The 16,010-nt window shown below is 69.1% G+C and carries 18 protein-coding genes and 1 riboswitch; of the genes, 11 read left to right on the plus strand and 7 right to left on the minus strand.

Features of this window, described 5'->3' with window-relative positions:
- Positions 1-64 precede the first annotated feature (64 nt).
- Complete coding sequence (locus VM306_RS00130; RefSeq protein ID WP_325509983.1) at positions 65-556, plus strand: hypothetical protein; 492 nt, start codon at positions 65-67, stop codon at positions 554-556.
- On the opposite strand, the gene VM306_RS00135 is transcribed toward VM306_RS00130, so the two are convergent.
- Positions 553-1,050: a methylated-DNA--[protein]-cysteine S-methyltransferase gene (locus tag VM306_RS00135; RefSeq protein ID WP_325509985.1), complete on the minus strand. Its 498-nt coding sequence runs from the start codon at positions 1,048-1,050 to the stop codon at positions 553-555. The genes VM306_RS00130 and VM306_RS00135 overlap by 4 nt on opposite strands.
- Positions 1,047-2,333 (minus strand): bifunctional transcriptional activator/DNA repair enzyme AdaA, encoded by a 1,287-nt coding sequence (locus VM306_RS00140; protein WP_325509987.1) that lies wholly within the window; start codon positions 2,331-2,333, stop codon positions 1,047-1,049. The genes VM306_RS00135 and VM306_RS00140 overlap by 4 nt, the downstream gene beginning before the upstream one ends.
- A gap of 79 nt (positions 2,334-2,412) precedes the next feature.
- Between VM306_RS00140 and ychF the strand changes: the two genes are divergently transcribed.
- From ychF to VM306_RS00170, 6 genes are all read left to right on the plus strand, one after another.
- Positions 2,413-3,492 carry a redox-regulated ATPase YchF gene (gene ychF, locus VM306_RS00145; protein ID WP_325509989.1) on the plus strand — a complete coding sequence of 360 codons (1,080 nt, stop codon included), beginning with the start codon at positions 2,413-2,415 and terminating at the stop codon, positions 3,490-3,492.
- Between the two features lie 41 nt (positions 3,493-3,533).
- A complete protein-coding gene (locus VM306_RS00150; protein ID WP_325509991.1) occupies positions 3,534-4,610 on the plus strand; it encodes a hypothetical protein in 1,077 nt (358 codons plus the stop codon).
- A 5-nt stretch (positions 4,611-4,615) separates the two neighbouring features.
- Positions 4,616-4,969 carry a hypothetical protein gene (locus VM306_RS00155; RefSeq protein ID WP_325509993.1) on the plus strand — a complete coding sequence of 118 codons (354 nt, stop codon included), beginning with the start codon at positions 4,616-4,618 and terminating at the stop codon, positions 4,967-4,969.
- 90 nt (positions 4,970-5,059) lie between these two features.
- On the plus strand, positions 5,060-5,221 hold the full coding sequence (locus VM306_RS00160) for a hypothetical protein (protein WP_325509995.1): 162 nt from the start codon (positions 5,060-5,062) through the stop codon (positions 5,219-5,221).
- A gap of 183 nt (positions 5,222-5,404) precedes the next feature.
- Complete coding sequence (locus VM306_RS00165) at positions 5,405-5,560, plus strand: DUF6131 family protein (protein WP_089949693.1); 156 nt, start codon at positions 5,405-5,407, stop codon at positions 5,558-5,560.
- A gap of 265 nt (positions 5,561-5,825) precedes the next feature.
- Positions 5,826-7,040 carry a mannosyltransferase gene (locus VM306_RS00170; protein WP_325510000.1) on the plus strand — a complete coding sequence of 405 codons (1,215 nt, stop codon included), beginning with the start codon at positions 5,826-5,828 and terminating at the stop codon, positions 7,038-7,040.
- Here the strand turns inward: VM306_RS00170 and VM306_RS00175 are convergent.
- Entirely contained in the window at positions 6,957-7,940 is a 984-nt protein-coding gene (locus VM306_RS00175; RefSeq protein ID WP_325510002.1) for a glycoside hydrolase family 88 protein, read from the minus strand. The genes VM306_RS00170 and VM306_RS00175 overlap by 84 nt on opposite strands.
- A gap of 58 nt (positions 7,941-7,998) precedes the next feature.
- Positions 7,999-8,292 (minus strand): 4a-hydroxytetrahydrobiopterin dehydratase, encoded by a 294-nt coding sequence (locus VM306_RS00180; protein ID WP_325510004.1) that lies wholly within the window; start codon positions 8,290-8,292, stop codon positions 7,999-8,001.
- Positions 8,293-8,324: 32 nt separating this feature from the next.
- A riboswitch (TPP riboswitch) is annotated at positions 8,325-8,437 on the plus strand.
- On the opposite strand from VM306_RS00180, the gene VM306_RS00185 reads away from it, so the two are divergent.
- The 4 genes from VM306_RS00185 (at position 8,429) to VM306_RS00200 (ending at position 12,733) form a co-directional block, all read left to right on the plus strand.
- Positions 8,429-9,430 (plus strand): thiamine ABC transporter substrate-binding protein, encoded by a 1,002-nt coding sequence (locus VM306_RS00185; RefSeq protein ID WP_325510006.1) that lies wholly within the window; start codon positions 8,429-8,431, stop codon positions 9,428-9,430. It overlaps the preceding riboswitch by 9 nt.
- Positions 9,406-11,013, plus strand: coding sequence for an ABC transporter permease (locus VM306_RS00190; RefSeq protein ID WP_414672304.1), 1,608 nt, complete (start codon positions 9,406-9,408; stop codon positions 11,011-11,013). Before VM306_RS00185 ends, VM306_RS00190 begins: the two co-directional genes overlap by 25 nt.
- Positions 11,013-11,966 carry an ABC transporter ATP-binding protein gene (locus tag VM306_RS00195; RefSeq protein WP_325510008.1) on the plus strand — a complete coding sequence of 318 codons (954 nt, stop codon included), beginning with the start codon at positions 11,013-11,015 and terminating at the stop codon, positions 11,964-11,966. Before VM306_RS00190 ends, VM306_RS00195 begins: the two co-directional genes overlap by 1 nt.
- Positions 11,967-11,977: 11 nt before the next feature.
- The gene (locus VM306_RS00200; RefSeq protein WP_325510010.1) at positions 11,978-12,733 is read left to right on the plus strand and encodes an SDR family oxidoreductase; all 756 of its coding nucleotides are present in this window, start codon (positions 11,978-11,980) and stop codon (positions 12,731-12,733) included.
- On the opposite strand, the gene VM306_RS00205 is transcribed toward VM306_RS00200, so the two are convergent.
- Genes VM306_RS00205 through VM306_RS00215 form a run of 3 tightly spaced genes read right to left on the minus strand, consistent with a single transcriptional unit; the run spans position 12,730 to position 15,604 of the window.
- Positions 12,730-13,533 (minus strand): ABC transporter permease, encoded by an 804-nt coding sequence (locus tag VM306_RS00205; protein ID WP_325510013.1) that lies wholly within the window; start codon positions 13,531-13,533, stop codon positions 12,730-12,732. The two genes, VM306_RS00200 and VM306_RS00205, sit on opposite strands and share 4 nt — an antisense overlap.
- Complete coding sequence (locus VM306_RS00210) at positions 13,530-14,534, minus strand: ABC transporter ATP-binding protein (RefSeq protein ID WP_325510015.1); 1,005 nt, start codon at positions 14,532-14,534, stop codon at positions 13,530-13,532. The genes VM306_RS00205 and VM306_RS00210 overlap by 4 nt, the downstream gene beginning before the upstream one ends.
- The gene (locus tag VM306_RS00215) at positions 14,531-15,604 is read right to left on the minus strand and encodes a hypothetical protein (RefSeq protein ID WP_325510017.1); all 1,074 of its coding nucleotides are present in this window, start codon (positions 15,602-15,604) and stop codon (positions 14,531-14,533) included. The genes VM306_RS00210 and VM306_RS00215 overlap by 4 nt, the downstream gene beginning before the upstream one ends.
- Positions 15,605-16,010: the final 406 nt, after the last annotated feature.

A 16,010-nucleotide genomic window follows, 5' to 3' on the forward strand; every position in this document is an offset into this window, starting at 1 on the left:
GCAAGGCCCGCTCCGGGTCGACGTTGGAAATGTCGCTGGCCTGAGTCGGGCCTACCCTCGGCGCGTGCTGTCCCACGTGGAAATCACCGCCCGCGTCGAGGTCACCCCGGCCGCCCACTTCGTGTGGTCGAACCGGCTGGACTTCACCTACGACTGCCTCGTCTGCCTGCGCGTCGGCCGCGTGGTGCAGTTGCGGCACGGGATGCCGTACGGGCTGTGCACCGGCGACGAGCACCCCGCGCCGATCCGCGTGACTGCGTTCGACACCACCGACCACGGCACCGAGCGCAGGCTGCGGTGCCGCGTCACGTCGTGGTGGGCGCCGTTCACCGACTTGGAGGATCCCGACGTCCGGGCCTCGGAACTGGCCGCGGAGCCGTGGGTGCGGCTGAACTACCGAGTCGGGTGCCACGCCTGCCGGGACAACGGGGTCGACGACTGGCTGGGCATCGAGGGGCACCTGAGGTCCGGCACGGGCCCGGTCACCAGCTCGTGCCCGCGGTGCGAGACGGAACTGATGACCGCCCACGCACCGGAGATCAACCTCGTCGGTTAGCGCTCGTGGGCGAGCAGCCAGCGCTTGACGTCGAGCCCCCAGCGGAACCCGCCCATGCTGCCGCCAATCCGGATCACGCGGTGGCACGGCACGAACAGCGCCACCGAGTTGCGCGCGCACGCCGAGGCCGCGGCGCGGATGGCGGCGGGACGACCGGACAGTTCCGCGTACTCGCTGTAGGTGACGGGTTCGCCGGCGCGGACGGTGCGCAGGACGTCCCACGCGTGCTGCAGGAACGGACCGGACTTCTGGCGGACCTCCACGGTGTCGATCGAGGTCAGGTCGCCCTCGTGGTAGGCGATGACGGCCTTGGTGACGTCGCCCAGGTCCTGCCTGGGAGTGATCTCCGACGGCATCAGGGACGCGTGGATCTGCGGCGTCAGCAGGGCGATGTCGCCGGTCCAGCCGCTCGCCAGCACCGCTCCGTCCTGCGCGACGATCGCGGTGAACGGCCCCGCCGGGGTGTCCACGGTGGACGTGTGCGCGACGCTCATGATGTTGCTGCCTTCCTCGTCAGGTGTGCTCCCGCGTAGGAGCGCCACGGCCGCCAGTCGGGGCCGTGGGAAGCCAGGTCCTGCATCGACAGGGGGAGCACCAGCACGTCCGGCGCTCCCAGCACCCGCATGGCCACCTCGTCGGCCACCGGAGTGCCGGCCAGGTGTGCGAGCTCCTCGGTCAGGTCCTCGATCGAGCGGCCCACGTCGACGACCAGTCTGCCGCTCGTGAGCGCCTCGGTGACGGGGTGGTCACCGGCCGAATAGAGATGGGTCAGGGTGCCGTCCGGGACCTGCAGCGGCACGCCCTCGAACGGCGCCACCAGCCGCAGCAGCGTCTCGGCGCCGTCGACGCTGCCCGCCACCCGGATGCCGGGCACCGCACGGACCAGCGGGCCGATGACCGGGTCCGCGCCGAGGAACGAGTCCACGGCCACCGGGTCGGCGTCGAGGTCCAGCAGACGGCGCACGCGGGACACCGCCGCGCCCAGGTCGCGCACGTCGGAGAGGCGCAACGAGCACAGGACGTGGTCCGCCGGGAACGTCAGGCGGACCGTCGCCTCGCCGTGCGGCAACGACATCGTGCGCGCGTAGGAGTCGTCGGTGACCTCCTCGACGCCGGGCAGGGCGTGCGCCCGGAAGTACGCGAGCAGGCCGGCGGAGTCGAACGGCGGCCGGTACGGCAGGCGCAGCACGATCCGGCCCGGCGTGCCGACCGGTGCCTTGCCGCGGCCACGCATGTCGGACGGCGTCGAGGCGAACACCATGCGGATGGTGTCGTTGAACTGCCGCACCGACGCGAAGCCCGCGGCGAACGCGATGTCCGCGAACGGCAGTTCGGTGGTCTCGATCAGCAGCCGCGCCGCGTGCGCGCGGTGGGCACGGGCCAGCGCCAACGGCCCGGCGCCGAGCTCGGCGGTCAGCACGCGGGTGAGGTGGCGCTCCGAGTAGCCGAGCTTGGCCGCGAGACCGGAGACGCCGTCGCGTTCGACGATGCCGTCGCTGATCAGGCGCATCGCCCGGCCCGCGAGGTCCGCCCGCAGGTTCCACTCGGGTGAGCCCGGCACCGCGTCCGGCAGGCACCGGCGGCACGCGCGGAAACCGGCGGACTGCGCGGCGGCGGCCGTCAGGAAGAACTGGCTGTTCCGGCGCTTCGGGGTCACCGCGGGGCACGAGGGCCGGCAGTAGATGCCGGTCGTGCGGACCGCGTGGATGAAGCACCCGTCGAAACGGGCGTCACGTGCGGAGCACACCCGGTACGCGTGTTCTTCGTCAATGACCATGCCGGCGATCCTGCCAGCGGGAACCGGCTAAGGCTCGCGGGAATCGGACACGACCGTCACTGCCGTAGACTCGCTCCCCGTGAGTTTGACCCTCGGTATCGTCGGCCTGCCCAACGTCGGCAAGTCCACCCTGTTCAATGCGCTGACGCGCAACGACGTGCTCGCCGCGAACTACCCGTTCGCGACGATCGAGCCGAACGTGGGCGTCGTGCCGCTGCCGGACGCGCGTCTCTCCAAGCTGGCCGGGATCTTCGGCTCCGAGCGCGAGGTGCCCGCCGTCGTGTCGTTCGTCGACATCGCGGGCATCGTCAAGGGCGCGTCGGAAGGCGAGGGCCTCGGCAACAAGTTCCTCGCGAACATCCGCGAGGCCAACGCGATCTGCCAGGTGATCCGCGTCTTCGACGACCCGGACGTCGTGCACGTCGACGGCCGCGTCGACCCGTCCAGCGACATCGAGACGATCAACACCGAGCTGATCCTCGCCGACCTCCAGACCCTCGAGAAGGCAGTTCCGAGGATCGAGAAGGAGGCGCGGATGCAGAAGGACCGCCGCGCCGCCCTGGAGAACGCGAAGAAGGCCAAGGAGATCCTCGACTCCGGCCGCACCCTGTTCTCCGCGCAGTCCGAAGTGGACGGTGAGCTGCTGCGCGAGCTGTCGCTGCTCACCACCAAGCCGTTCCTCTACGTCTTCAACGCCGACGAGGGCGTGCTGAGCGACGAGGCCCGCATGAAGGAGCTGCGCGAGCTGGTCGCCCCGGCCGACGCGGTGTTCCTCGACGCGAAGGTCGAGTCGGAGCTGCTGGAGCTCGACGAGGAGTCGGCCCGCGAACTGCTCGAGTCCATCGGCCAGCACGAGCCCGGCCTGCACTCCCTGGCCCGCGCGGGCTTCCACACCCTCGGCCTGCAGACCTACCTGACCGCGGGCCCGAAGGAGGCGCGCGCCTGGACGATCCCGCAGGGCGCCACCGCCCCGCAGGCGGCCGGCGTGATCCACACGGACTTCGAGAGGGGCTTCATCAAGGCCGAGGTCGTGTCGTTCGACGACCTGGTCGCGGCGGGCTCGAAGGCCGACGCGAAGGCTGCGGGCAAGGTCCGCATGGAGGGCAAGGACTACGTCATGTCGGACGGCGACGTGGTGGAGTTCCGCTTCAACGTCTGACCGCGGTGTTCGGTGTTCGGTTTTGACCGAACACCGAACACGTGCTCAATGTGTTCGTGGGATCTGCCGAGCAACAACTCGCTGTTGTGGACGCCTTCGTCGCCGCAGCCGCAGCACTCGGTCTTGAAGCTCGTGAGCACGAGGCGGCATCTGACCGGGAGATCGACGCCGTACTCGTGGGTCCGGATGGGCCGACGCTCTTCGTGCAGCTCAAGTCAGCTGCAACTGTCGCCGCGGATACTGTCACCCGTCAGCTTCGGCAACGCCCGGAGAACCTCCGCGACGACATGACGTACGTGGTTGTCGCCGACAGGATCACTGCGGCCGCTCGGGAGAGCCTGAGTCGAGCCGGCGTGAACTGGTTGGATCTCCGAGGGCATCTCAGGTTGAGGGCCCCAGGCTTGTTCATCGACGCGGATGTTCCAGCGCAGGTGCGGCCCAAGGCTGAACGGCGAGGAATCAGCGGACAGGTTGGCGTCGAGTTGTCCGCTCTGCTCCTGCTCGATCCTGCTCGGACGCTCGGTGTGCGCGCGGCGGCAGAGGAGTTGTCGCGCTCGCCGAGCTCGGTCTCCGAGGCTTTCGCCGCACTGCGGGCCGCAGGACTTGTGGATGGCGAGAACAGGGTTACCGGCTCTGAGCTGTTCTGGGAGCTCGCCGAGCACTGGAGGCCTGTGAGTCGTGATCTGGCCGGCATTCCGGGACCTGGTGGCGGATGGGATGACCGGGATACCGCTGCGCTGAGGCTAGGGCTGGACGACGTCGAGTCGACGGTGGGATGGGCCTTGACCGACACCGTGGCGGCGGTGGCTTACGGTGCACCCGTCTCGACTCGAGTGGACCATCCGCCTGACTTCTACGTTTCTGATCAGAGCATCTTGCGGCGGGCCGTCCAGTTGCTCGGAGTGGCCGCTACGGCCTCTTCGCGTGCGGGTCGTGTACGTGTCGCTCCGATATCGCTCGTGTGCACTCGCCGGGTTGACGCGACCGGTTGGGCGGACCAAATCTGGCCGTTGGCGAACCCGCTCTTCGTCGCGCTCGACCTCGCTCAGGATCCCGGGCGAGGTCGCGAGATCTTGGACGGTTGGACGCCGGGAAAGCCCTGGCACCGTGTCTGGTGAAGCCCGTGATCGTGCTGGCCGGACGGCCGATGACTCAGATCGTCAGCGCGATCCCCGTAGTCGCCGAGCAGACGGGGCGACCAGTGGTGCTCGTCGGAGGGCTCGCTGTGATGTGCCGGCTCACTGCGCCGTACCGGGTGACCACGGACCTCGACACCGTTGATCGCCGAACTGGAGAAGAAGACTCGCAGCTTCAACTCCTCGTGGCGGCCGGTGCGGTACCGAGCGGGCCGGTCGGTGCGCTGGTGAGCACTCCTTGGGGTGAGGTGAAGGTCGACGTCCTCGGAGTCACGGATGCGGACATCGCCACCCTTCCCGACGATCCGAATGATCGCCTCCACGTTCAGTCCCACGCCTGAGCGGCTTCCTCCGCGTCCACGTTGTCGCTCAGCGCGGAGAAACTCCCGGCCATGTCGGTGAGCGTTGCGGAACCTGGTCCCATCATCGCCATGAAGCTGCAGGCCGTGATGAACCGCACGGCTGCCAAGGAGGGAACAGACCTCCTGGACATCATGCGAATCACTCTGGACCGCAACTGTGGGCCGGTCTCGCGAGACCAGCTCGAGTCGGCTGATCCCCAGTACTTGATCATCGGAGCGCTGGAGCGTTGAAGACCCGTTCGCTGGAAGGCCCTCGTTTTCCGTCGCCCGCGCACAAGCCGTCACAAATCGACCACTGCGCGTTGCTGGTCCATTTGGCGTAACGAACTTCATCAGCGACAAATAATCAAGAGAAGGTTTGTACCGACCTTCGTGGGGTACCTCTAGTTCAGGATTCCCCACCTGGAGGTTGGAATGATCGTCCTCGGTCTCATTCTGCTCGTCGTCGGATGGCTGGCAGGCATCAGCATCCTGACGACGCTGGGCGTGGTGCTCCTGGTGATCGGCGCGATCCTCGCCGTCCTGGGTGCCGTGGGCAAGCCGGTCGGCGGGCGCGCGCACTACTTCTAAACCAGCGCCACCCCGGTGACAACGCCGAAGGGGGGAGCCTCCACAGTGGAGGCTCCCCCCTTTGCTCGCGGTCCAACGGTTACAAGCTGTTCTTGGCGCGGGCGGCAGCGGCGAAGACGCCGAAGGCAACACCCAGCATGGCAAGAGCAGCGACAACGGCAACGACAACATCAGCAGACATGACTTGAAAAACTCCCCTTGAACGATCTCCCGACTACTTGACGCTCGGGTACCCACAAAAGTTGCCTCGGGTAACGTTTTCGGGGTGAAACTCCGTGCTGTGGAAGCGCGTGTGCTCTCCGTAGCACCGTGGCTGCTCGCGTTGTCGGTCGTCGGGCACCTGTTCATGGTCGCCTTCCAGACGAAGATGACCATGATCGACCTGCTGGTCTACCGCAACGGGTCGCCTCATCTGTTCCAAGGCGACCTCTACGAGTGGCGGCTCGACCAGTACGCGGACGTGTTCCCGCTGCCGTTCACCTACCCGCCGTTCGCCGCCGCGATCTTCACGCCGATGAGCTGGATCCCGTGGGAGGCGTCACGCTGGGTCTGGCAGATCATCTGCCTCGCCTGCCTGTACTTCATCGTGCGCACCAGCCTCAAGCTGCTGAAGCTCGACGACCCGCGCCGCGCGATGATGTGGACCGCGCTGGTGCTGTGGATCGAGCCGGTGCGCACCACGCTCAACTACGGGCAGATCAACCTGGTACTGGCGGCGATCCTGATCGGCACGCTCGCCAGTGCGCGGAACTGGGTCGGTGGCGCCGGTGTGGGGTTCACGGCCGGCATCAAGCTGACGCCCGCGATCTCCGGGCTGTTCTTCCTGGTTCAGCGGCGGTGGATGGCCGCTGTGTGGTCGTTCGTCGCTTTTGTCGTGGTGTACGGGATCGGCTGGGCGATCTCACCGTCGCAGTCGGACAAGTTCTGGTTCCAGCTGCTCGGTGACGCGAGCCGGGTCGGACCGGTCGGCAGTGCGATCAACCAGTCCATGCGCGGCGCGTTGAGCCGGACGTTCGGCTACGACGTGAAGACCGGGCCCATCTACATCGTCGCCGTGCTCGTGGCCGCGGCGCTGACCTGGTTCGCCGTCAGCAGGACCAAGGACGTGCTGGCGTTGATCGTCAGCGTGCAGGTGCTCGGCCTGCTGGTCTCGCCGATCTCCTGGAGTCACCACTGGGTGTGGATGGTGCCCGCCCTGCTGTGGCTGATCTACCGGGGCGGGCACCTCCTGTGCGGGATCACCGCCGGCCTGTGGGTGCTGCTGACCGGCGGCTACCTGATCTCGTTCCTGCTGCTCGCCCAGCCGAACATCTGGGACTTCCCGCGGCCGTGGGTCTTCGTGCTGCTCGGCTGGGGCTATCCCGTCGCGGGCATGCTCACGCTCGTCGCGATCGGGCTAGCAACCCGGCGTGAGGCGGACGACCTGCTGGCCGGCGAGGAGGAAGCTGCCGACGGCGAACCCAGCCGAGTCACCGGCTGAGGCGGGCTTCCACGAGTCGCGGGCCGCGGTCCAGCCGAGCAGTCCGCCGGCGTCGAGCGCGGTCTGCAACGCCTGCCAGCCCCGCCGCACGGCCGGCAGGTAGGTGTCGCGGTCCAGCACGCCCTCGTTGATGCCCGCGGCGAACGCGTAGGTGATCATCGCGGTGGCCGCCGAGTCCTTGCCGGCGGCACCCCAGAAACCGTCGTGGCGCTGCAGGAACCGCAGCGTCTGGGCGGTCCTGCGCAGAGTGGAGGCGTAGTCGGCGCGGTACGGGTTGCCGGCCGGAAGCGCGAGCACCGCCTTGGCCAGACCCTGCACTGCCCAGCCGTTCGTCTGCACGTTCAGGCTCCACAGGCCGGTGAGCTCGTTGAACGTCCGGCTCTTCAGGCTGCGGTACGACCGGTAGGAGTAGTCGAGCATCGCCTTGTCGTCGTCGGCCACGGCGACGCGGGTGAACGACGGCAGCGCCATGTTCAGCGCGTCCGGCGACTTCCAGTAGCCCGTTCCGCCGTCCGCCACCTGGGCGCGCAGGTTGTCCCGCAGTGGTTGCAGGACCTCGGGTTCCGGGTGGAAGTACGCGACGTCGAGGTACGGCTCGCCGGTCGCCTGGGCGTCCGGCGCGTAGGGGTTCGCCGGGTCCAGCGGCAGCAGGTAGCCGTTCGCCTGCACCCAGGGCCACGTCTTGTGGTTGCTGACGCCGGTGGTCCGCACCTGGGCGAGGTTGCCGACGTGGAAGCCCGCGTTGGACCAGGTGTTCTCCGCGAGGCCGGTGCCCCTGGTGACCCACGCCGCACTGGCTTCGACCATCGTGTCCGTCACGGCACACGGCACGGCCTGGGCGGCCGCGGGCGCGATCAGGAGGCTGCCGGCCAGTGCCGCGACGGAAAGGGGTGTGCGCAACCGCATGAGGGTGATCCCTGTCTACTCCGCGGCGGCGGCAGCGCACATCTTGGCCTGATCAGGCCAGCGCGTCCAGGACCCCGTCGATCTCCTCGGCGAGGGACACGTCCAGCGCGGTGATTCCCCCCTTGTAGTGCGTGCTCAGGCGGAACGTCAGTGTCCTGTACCGGATGTCGACGTCCGGGTGGTGGTTGTCGTTCTCCGCGATCTCCGCGACCCGGTTCACCACCATGATCGCCTTCGCGAAGCTCTCCAGCTCCACGGTCCGCACCAGTGACGCTTCCTGGGCGGTCCAGTCGGAGAGCTTGGGCAGCACGTCGTCCAACTGATCGTCGCTCAACAGCTCGGCCATGTCCTGATCGTCCCACCACGTCACGTAAGCTGCGCGTTTGCCACGGGAGTCCGGTGAAGCGCCGGGCTGAGAGGAGGGCTCGCAAGCCCTCGACCGTCCACCTGATCCGGGTCATACCGGCGTAGGGAGAGAACAGATGAGAAGGATTTTCGCTGTCTTCGCCGCGGCTGTGGCGCTGACCGGCTGTTCGGCCGGTTCGTCGACCGCGCCGCAGTCGCACGAGGTCACGCTGGTGACGCACGACTCGTTCGCCGTGAAGCCGGAGGTGCTGGACGAGTTCCAGAAGTCCTCCGGCATCACGGTGAAGCAGCTCGCGAGCGGTGACGCCGGCGAGCTCACGAACAAGCTGGTGCTCACCAAGTCGAACCCGATCGGCGACGTGGCGTTCGGCGTCGACTCGACGTTCGCGTCGCGCGCGCTGGCCGAGGGCGTGTTCGCCGAGTACGCCTCGCCGGAGGCCTCGAAGGGCGCGCAGCGCTACCAGGCCGACGGCACGAACCGCCTGCAGGCGGTCGACGTCGGTGACGTGTGCCTGAACATCGACCCGGCCAAGCTCGGCGGTGCGGAGCCGAAGTCGTACGAGGACCTCGTCGACCCGAAGTTCAAGGACAAGCTGGTCGTGGAGAACCCGGCCACGTCCTCGCCCGGTCTCGCGTTCCTGCTCGGCACGGTCGCGAAGTTCGGCGAGAACGGCTGGCAGGAGTACTGGACCAAGCTCAAGGCCAACGGCGTCAAGGTCGTGAGCGGCTGGGAAGAGGCCTACAACCAGGAGTTCTCGGCCACCAAGGGCGACCGGCCGATCGTCGTCTCGTACGCGTCGTCGCCGTCCGCGGAGGGCGGCAAGACCAAGGCCGTGCTGGACACCTGCTACCGCCAGGTCGAGTACGCGGGCGTGCTGTCCGGGGCCAAGAACCCGGAGGACGCCAAGAAGGTCCTCGACTTCCTGCTGGGCGAGAAGTTCCAGGCCCAGGTCGCCGAGCTGATGTACGTCTACCCGTCCCGCGAGGGCGTCTCGCTGCCCGAGTCGTGGGCCAAGGACGCGCCGTTGCCGCCGAACCCGCAGACGCTGCCCGCGGACAAGGTGAAGGACAACCGCGAAGCGTGGGTCGAGCAGTGGCGCAAGCTCGTGCAGGGCTGAGCTCTCGCACGGGGTGGTCCGCGGCGGCGTTGCTGCCGCTGGCTTTCCTGGGGTTGTTCTTCGCGTGGCCCGTGCTGGCGATCGTGTCGCTCGGGCTGCGCGAGGGCGGTGTTCTGACGGCGGTGTTCGCCGGGGAGACCTGGGAGCTCGTCGGGTTCACGCTCGGGCAGGCACTGGCGTCGACGGTCGTGGCAGTCGTCGCCGGGCTTCCCGTGGCGTTCGTGCTGGCGCGCTGCCGGCTGCGCGGGCTCGGTGTGGTCAGGGCCGCCGTGATGGTGCCGTTCGTGCTGCCGACCGTGGTGGTGGGCCTGGCTTTCCGGACGTTCTGGCCGGACGGCGGGGTCCTGCCGATCGTGCTGGCGAACGCGTTCTTCAACGTCGCAGTGGTCGCGCGGACCGTCGGCGGGTTGTGGGCGCACACCGATCGACGGGCCGAGGACGCGGCGCGGGCACTCGGGGCCTCCCGGCCGCGGGCGTTCGTCTCCGTCGTGCTGCCGGCGTTGGCGCCCGCGATCGGGTCCGCCGCGGCGGTCGTGTTCCTGTTCTGCGCGACCAGTTTCGGTGTTGTGCTGGTACTGGGCGGGTCGCGGTACCGGACGCTGGAGACCGAGATCTACCTGCGGACGGTCGAGCTGTTCGACCTGTCCGGGGCGGCGGCCCTGTCGTTGCTGCAGTTCCTCGCCGTGCTCGCGGTGCTGGTGCTGGGCGCGCTGGCCCGGCGCCGGCGGGAGACCGCGTTGTCGTTGCGCGGCAGGGAAGAGCTGGCGCGACGACCGTCCGGTGGCGAGTGGTACGTCGTCGGTGCCGCTGTCGCCGTGGTGGTGGCGTTGCTGACGCCGGTCGTCGGGCTGGTGACGCGCTCACTGTCCACACGGGACGGCTGGAGCTTCGCCGGGTACGTGGCGCTGAACACCCGCGGTGATCGCGGCACGCTGGCGGTGACCGGGATCGACGCCGCGGTGAACTCGCTGCGGACGGCCTTCGACGCGACCCTGGTGGCGCTGGTCGTCGGGGTGTTCTCGGCGGTGGTGCTGGTCGGGCTGCGGCGGTCCGGGAGCCGGTTCGCCGAGGTGCTCGACACCGCCCTGATGTTGCCGCTCGGGGTGTCGGCGGTGACCGTCGGGTTCGGGTACCTGGTCACGATGGACGCTCTGCCGGGCGATTTCCGCACCTCGCCGATGCTGGTGCCACTGGCGCAGGCGTTGGTCGTGACGCCGTTGATCGTGCGGATGGTGCTGCCGGTGCTGCGGGCCGTCGACGAACGGCTGCGGCAGGCGGCGGCGACGCTGGGCGCCTCGCCGTTCCGGGTGTGGCGCGAGGTCGATCTGCCGCTGGCCGGGAGGTCGCTGGCAGCGGCGGCCGGGTTCGGGTACGTCGTGGCGCTGGGGGAGTTCGGGGCGACGAGCTTCCTCGCGCGGCCGGACGCGCCGACGTTGCCGGTGGTGATCGCGCGGCTGATGTCGCGGCCCGGTGAGTTGAACAGCCAGATGGCCTACGCGGCGTGCGCGCTGCTGATGGTCGTGACGGTCGGGTGCGTGCTGCTGATCGAACGGTTGCGCGTGCCGAGCAGCGGGGAGTTCTGATGGCGCTGGAGCTGGACTCGATCACCGTCCGCTATGGACAGACGGCGGCGGTGTCGGACGTGTCGCTGTCCGTGGCCGACGGCGAGGTCGTGGCGTTGCTCGGGCCCTCGGGGTGCGGGAAGTCGACGTTGCTGCGGACCGTGGCGGGACTGGAGAAGCCGTCGTCCGGTGCCGTCCGGTGGGATTCCGCCGACCTGGCGGGGGTTCCCGTGCACCGGCGCGAGTTCGGGCTGGTGTTCCAGGACGGACAGCTGTTCCCGCACCGGACGGTCGCCGGGAACGTGGCGTTCGGCCTGCGGATGCGGGGAGTGGAGCGGGAAGAGCGCGACAAGCGCGTGCTGTCCCTGCTCGAACTGGTCGGGCTGGAGGGGTACGCGGGCCGCCGGGTGACCCAGCTGTCCGGCGGTGAGCAGCAACGGGTCGCGCTGGCGCGGGCGTTGGCGCCGTCGCCGCGGCTGTTGCTGTTGGACGAGCCGTTGTCGGCGCTGGACAGGGCTTTGCGCGAGCAGCTCGCGGTCGACCTGGCGCGGTTGCTGCGCGAGGCGGCCACGACGGCGTTGGTCGTGACGCACGACCACGACGAGGCGTTCACGCTGGCCGACCGCGTGGCGATCATGTCGCGCGGCCGGATCGTGCAGGTGGGGCCGCCCGCAGAGGTGTGGTCGTCGCCGGTCGACGTGGAGACGGCGAAGTTCCTGGGGTGCAACAAGTTCGTGCCCGGCTCGTTCGTGGGGCTGCCGGTCGAGCGCGTCGGGCTGCGCGCCACGGCGTTGCGCGTCGACCCCGACGGCCTGATGGAAGGCACCGTGGTGGAACGGGTGCACCGGCGCGACCACGTGCGGCTGCTCGTCGAGGTCGGCGGCGAGGAGTACGAGGCCGTGGGGCCGATGACCGAGATCGGCGACCGGGTGCGGCTCGCAATCGACTTGGACGGCGTCGCACGCGTCGGGTAGGCATGCGGCTCATGGGGCTTCTCGGGGGACGTGTCGCGCTGGTCACCGGTGTGAGCAGGCGGCAGGGCATCGGCTACGCGATCGCGTCGAGGCTGGCCGGTCTGGGCGCGGACCTGTTCGTGCAGCACCACGTCGCACACGACGCGACGCAACCATGGGGTGCGGATCCCGTCGACGAGGTGCTGGCCGAGGTCGGTGCTCGGGGACTGGGCCTGGATCTGGCCGAGCCCGATGCGCCGGAACGGCTGATGGCCGCGGCAGCCGAGGCTTGTGGGCGCGTTGACGTGCTGGTGTGCAATCACGCTCGGTCTGGTGGCGATGGGCCGTTGGGCTCGTTGGACGCGGCGATGCTCGACGCGCACTACGCGGTGAACACGCGGTCGTCGATCCTGCTCGCGCAAGCGTTTGCTCGTCACTGGAAGGGCGAGCGCGGCGGACGGATCGTGTTCATGACGTCCGGCCAGAACCTCGGGCCGATGCCCGGCGAGGTGGCGTACGCGGCGTCGAAGGGCGCGCTGCACGCGGTCGTGGAGACGTTGTCGCACCAGCTGGCGGACCGGGGCATCACCGTCAACGCGGTGAACCCCGGCCCGACCGACACCGGCTGGGCCGGGCCGGAGCTGGCCGCGTTCGTGCACGAGCGGATGCCGTTGAAGCGCTGGGGTCAGCCGGACGACGCCGCCCGGCTGATCTCCTGGCTCTGCACCGACGACGCCGAGTGGATCACCGGACAGGTGATCAACAGCGAGGGCGGTTTCCGGCGCTAGCTGTCCTTGGTGATGAGGCGGATCGCCGCCAGGCCCGTGCCGATCAGCAGGTAGCAGCCCGCGAGGAGCGTGCTGTCCCAGATCTGGTCGAGCGGGATCGGGTCGCGCATCACGTCGATCAGCCCGGGGAAGCCCGTCGTGATCAGGAACGGGTGCAGCCAGTCCAGCGACGAGAACTGCCCCAGCACCTGGAACACGATGATCGTCGTCATCGTCGCCGCCTGCACCACCAGCGGGTGCTCGGTCGCCGAGCTGACCGCGAGGGCCACCGCGCCGATCGACACCATCTGGAACGTCACCAGCACGACGAACAGGGCGATGCGCACGATGCCCTCGCCGGTGTCCAGGGTCGTGCCGGAGAGCGTCATCATGCCGTCGGTGCCGAGGAACGCCGTGCCGGCGATGATCCCGACGACCGCCATCAGCGTGACGGCGAGCAGTGACAGCGCGGCGAGTCCGAACAGCTTCACGAACAGCAGCCGCACGCGGGACACCGGCGCGACCAGCAGGCCGCGCAACGTGCCGTGCTGCGCCTCGCCCGCGAGCCCGTCGGCCGCCCAGATCGACGCCACCAGCGGCAGCAGCAGGTTGAGCGACAGGAACAACGTGAAGATCGGCACGACCAGCCCGTTGCCCTGCAGGATCGCGGCGAGTCCCGGACCGCCGTTGCCCTCGTCGCCGGCCGTCCAGACGCCGAAGCTGATGATGATCGGCACCAGCACCAGGCCGAACAACCCGATGAGCGTGCGAGGCCTGCGCAGCATCCAGCGCACCTCGGAACCGAACTGACGCGTGATCATCGCGAGCCCCCGTCCAGGGTGTCGACGGCGGACATCCCGCGCTCGGCCTCCTCGGCCTCGGTGAGCCGGGCGAACAGCTCCTCCAGCCCCGTCTTCCACCGCATCGCCTCGAAGACCCGCGCGCCCGCCTTGACGAGCGTCTCGATCACCTGCGGCGCGCTCGTCCCCGCGAGCTCGATGCGCAGGCCCTCGCCCAGCGGGCGGGCGGAGATCTTCGCCTGCCGCAACGCGCTGAGCGCGGTCTCGACGTCCGGCGTGATCACCTGGAGCGCCGACCCGCCCGCCTGCAGCAGCTCGGTCAGCTCGCCCTGCGCCACCACGGTTCCGCGGTGCAGGACGGCGACGTGCGTGCAGGTCGCCTCGACCTCGCTCAGCAGGTGGCTGGAGACGAGGACGGTGCTGCCGGCCTCGTGCAGCTCCGCGATGATCTTGCGGATCTCCCGCGTGCCGGCCGGGTCGAGGCCGTTGGTCGGCTCGTCGAGCACGACCAGCTTGCGCGGCACGAGCAACGCCGCGGCGAGGCCGAGACGTTGCTTCATGCCGAGCGAGTACCCCCGGTACCTGCGGTGGGCCGCCTGGGTGAGCCCGACGCGCTCGATCGCGTCCTCCACGGCCTGCTTGATCTGCTTCTTCGGCAGGAGCGGTTCGAACGCGGCACAGCGGACGAGGTTCTCCCGCCCGCTGAGGAACGGGTGGAACCCCGGACCCTCGACCAGCGCGCCCACGTGTGGCAGCGACTCCTCGGCGCCCTCAGGAAGCGGCCTGCCGAGCAGTTCGATCTCCCCCTGCGTGGGGCGGACCAGTCCGAGCAGCATCCGGATCGTGGTCGTCTTGCCCGACCCGTTGGGGCCGAGCATGCCGAGCACGGCACCTTCCGGCAGCTCCAGGTCCACGCGGTCCACGGCGACCGTGCTCCCGTACTCCTTGCGCAGACCCCTGGTCCGCGCGGCGACAGCCCCCTTCGTCGGTGCTGTCACCGGCGCGCTGGTCGAGGTGGTCACTTCACCTGTCCGATCGTGTCGAACAGCACCTGCTCGGGCACGGCACCCGCCACGACACGGCCGTCGTCCGCGATCAGGATCGTCGCGACCTTGGTCGTGAAGAGCTTGCCGCTGCCCCAGCCGCCGCTGACCTTCTTGGTGAACCGGTCGACCAGGCCCTGCGCCTCGGCGGGAACCTGGGTCATGGCCTCTGCCGGGATCCTCGCCCCGACGACCGTGTCCCAGCCCGTGCCGAAGATCTGCGGGTTCTCACCCTGCAGAGCCTGCTCCAAGCCGGCCTCCGGCTTGTCGCCGCGCTGCTCCTTGGCCTCCGGAGTGGTGACCTCGGCGCCGGCCGGCGGGGTGAACTCGAACAGCTTCGAGTCCTGCGGGCCCACGTTGATCTCGCGGAAGCCGACCGTGGCGGCCGGTTCCGCCGTGCCGTTGGTCAGGACGGCGACCCGCAGCGGCATCTTGAGCTCGGAGTCGACGGCGATCCGCACCTCGCGGACCAGGGTCTTCTCGCTGGCCTTGGGGGTCAGCACGAGCTCGTAGGCGGCACGGTTCGCTACTCGCGCGGTGCCGTCGACGGTGATCTCGCTGAACTCCTTGGTCAGGCCGACGATCTCCTTGGCCGCGGAGGCCGGGTCGGCCGCCTTCCGCTCGTCCTTCGCTTCAGGCCTGTCGGGCTTGTCCGCCTGGTGCTCGGACTTCGTGACCTCGTTGTCCGCGGAGTTCCAGGACCACGTGGTCCTGCCGTCGTCGACGATGGTCTGCTCGGACTGGCCGTTGGGCAGGGCCAGGCGGACCTTGCCGTTGCCGTCGGTCCAGATTCGCGCGCTGTGCTTGCCGTCCGCCAGTTGCGGGATTTCGGCGATTGCCGGGAGGCCCAGCTTGTTGTCGACCTCCACCGTGCCGCCGAATGCGCCCGGCTTGCTCGTCATGACCTGCTGGACGAGCGTTTCCGCGTCGATTGATGGGAGTGATGGTGGCTGGCCTGCGCCTGCCGGCATTGCCAGCAGGCTGAGGCCTGCTGCACCGGTGACCACCACGGCCGCTGACGCGGCCAGGGTCACCTTTCGCTTGTTCATCTTTTTGGTCCCCTCCTCCAAGGGCTTGTGGTTACAGCTTGGTGGGAGGTTGCTGAGATGGTGCTGAGACTACCTCTAGCTGCGGTTTTGTGGGGTTTGAATGATCGTTTTGCTTGGTTTGGGGGTGACCCTTAGGGGTTTCGTAGGTGATTGCCTCGCGTGCGGCTGGTTCCTGTTGCCTGCTTTCCCCAGGGGCTCTGCCCCCGGACCCCCGGCAATCTGATCGGGGGGACCGCGCCGCTGGCGGGTTGATGGCACGCCTTCGGCTTTGCCTTCGCCTTGCTGAGAGTCGGCTGAGATGGTGCGGGCGGGGTGTCCGTCTTGCGGGCATGCTGTGCGTGTGAAGCCTCGGGTGCTGGTCGTGGACGACGAAGTCGGCGTTCGTCGGGCGTTGGAGCGTGGGCTG

It is taken from the genome of Lentzea sp. (genome assembly GCF_035525475.1).
GTDB lineage: Bacteria > Actinomycetota > Actinomycetes > Mycobacteriales > Pseudonocardiaceae > Lentzea.

What these genes read in the sequence shown, in the direction of transcription:
- VM306_RS00135 (WP_325509985.1), bottom strand. Translation starts at nt 1,050, where the DNA reads ATGAGCGTCGCGCACACGTCCACCGTGGACACCCCGGCGGGGCCGTTC.
- VM306_RS00140 (WP_325509987.1), bottom strand. Translation starts at nt 2,333, where the DNA reads ATGGTCATTGACGAAGAACACGCGTACCGGGTGTGCTCCGCACGTGAC.
- VM306_RS00160 (WP_325509995.1), top strand. Translation starts at nt 5,060, where the DNA reads ATGAAGCTGCAGGCCGTGATGAACCGCACGGCTGCCAAGGAGGGAACA.
- VM306_RS00165 (WP_089949693.1), top strand. Translation starts at nt 5,405, where the DNA reads ATGATCGTCCTCGGTCTCATTCTGCTCGTCGTCGGATGGCTGGCAGGC.
- VM306_RS00180 (WP_325510004.1), bottom strand. Translation starts at nt 8,292, where the DNA reads ATGGCCGAGCTGTTGAGCGACGATCAGTTGGACGACGTGCTGCCCAAG.
- VM306_RS00185 (WP_325510006.1), top strand. Translation starts at nt 8,429, where the DNA reads ATGAGAAGGATTTTCGCTGTCTTCGCCGCGGCTGTGGCGCTGACCGGC.
- VM306_RS00195 (WP_325510008.1), top strand. Translation starts at nt 11,013, where the DNA reads ATGGCGCTGGAGCTGGACTCGATCACCGTCCGCTATGGACAGACGGCG.
- VM306_RS00200 (WP_325510010.1), top strand. Translation starts at nt 11,978, where the DNA reads ATGGGGCTTCTCGGGGGACGTGTCGCGCTGGTCACCGGTGTGAGCAGG.
- VM306_RS00205 (WP_325510013.1), bottom strand. Translation starts at nt 13,533, where the DNA reads ATGATCACGCGTCAGTTCGGTTCCGAGGTGCGCTGGATGCTGCGCAGG.
- VM306_RS00215 (WP_325510017.1), bottom strand. Translation starts at nt 15,604, where the DNA reads ATGAACAAGCGAAAGGTGACCCTGGCCGCGTCAGCGGCCGTGGTGGTC.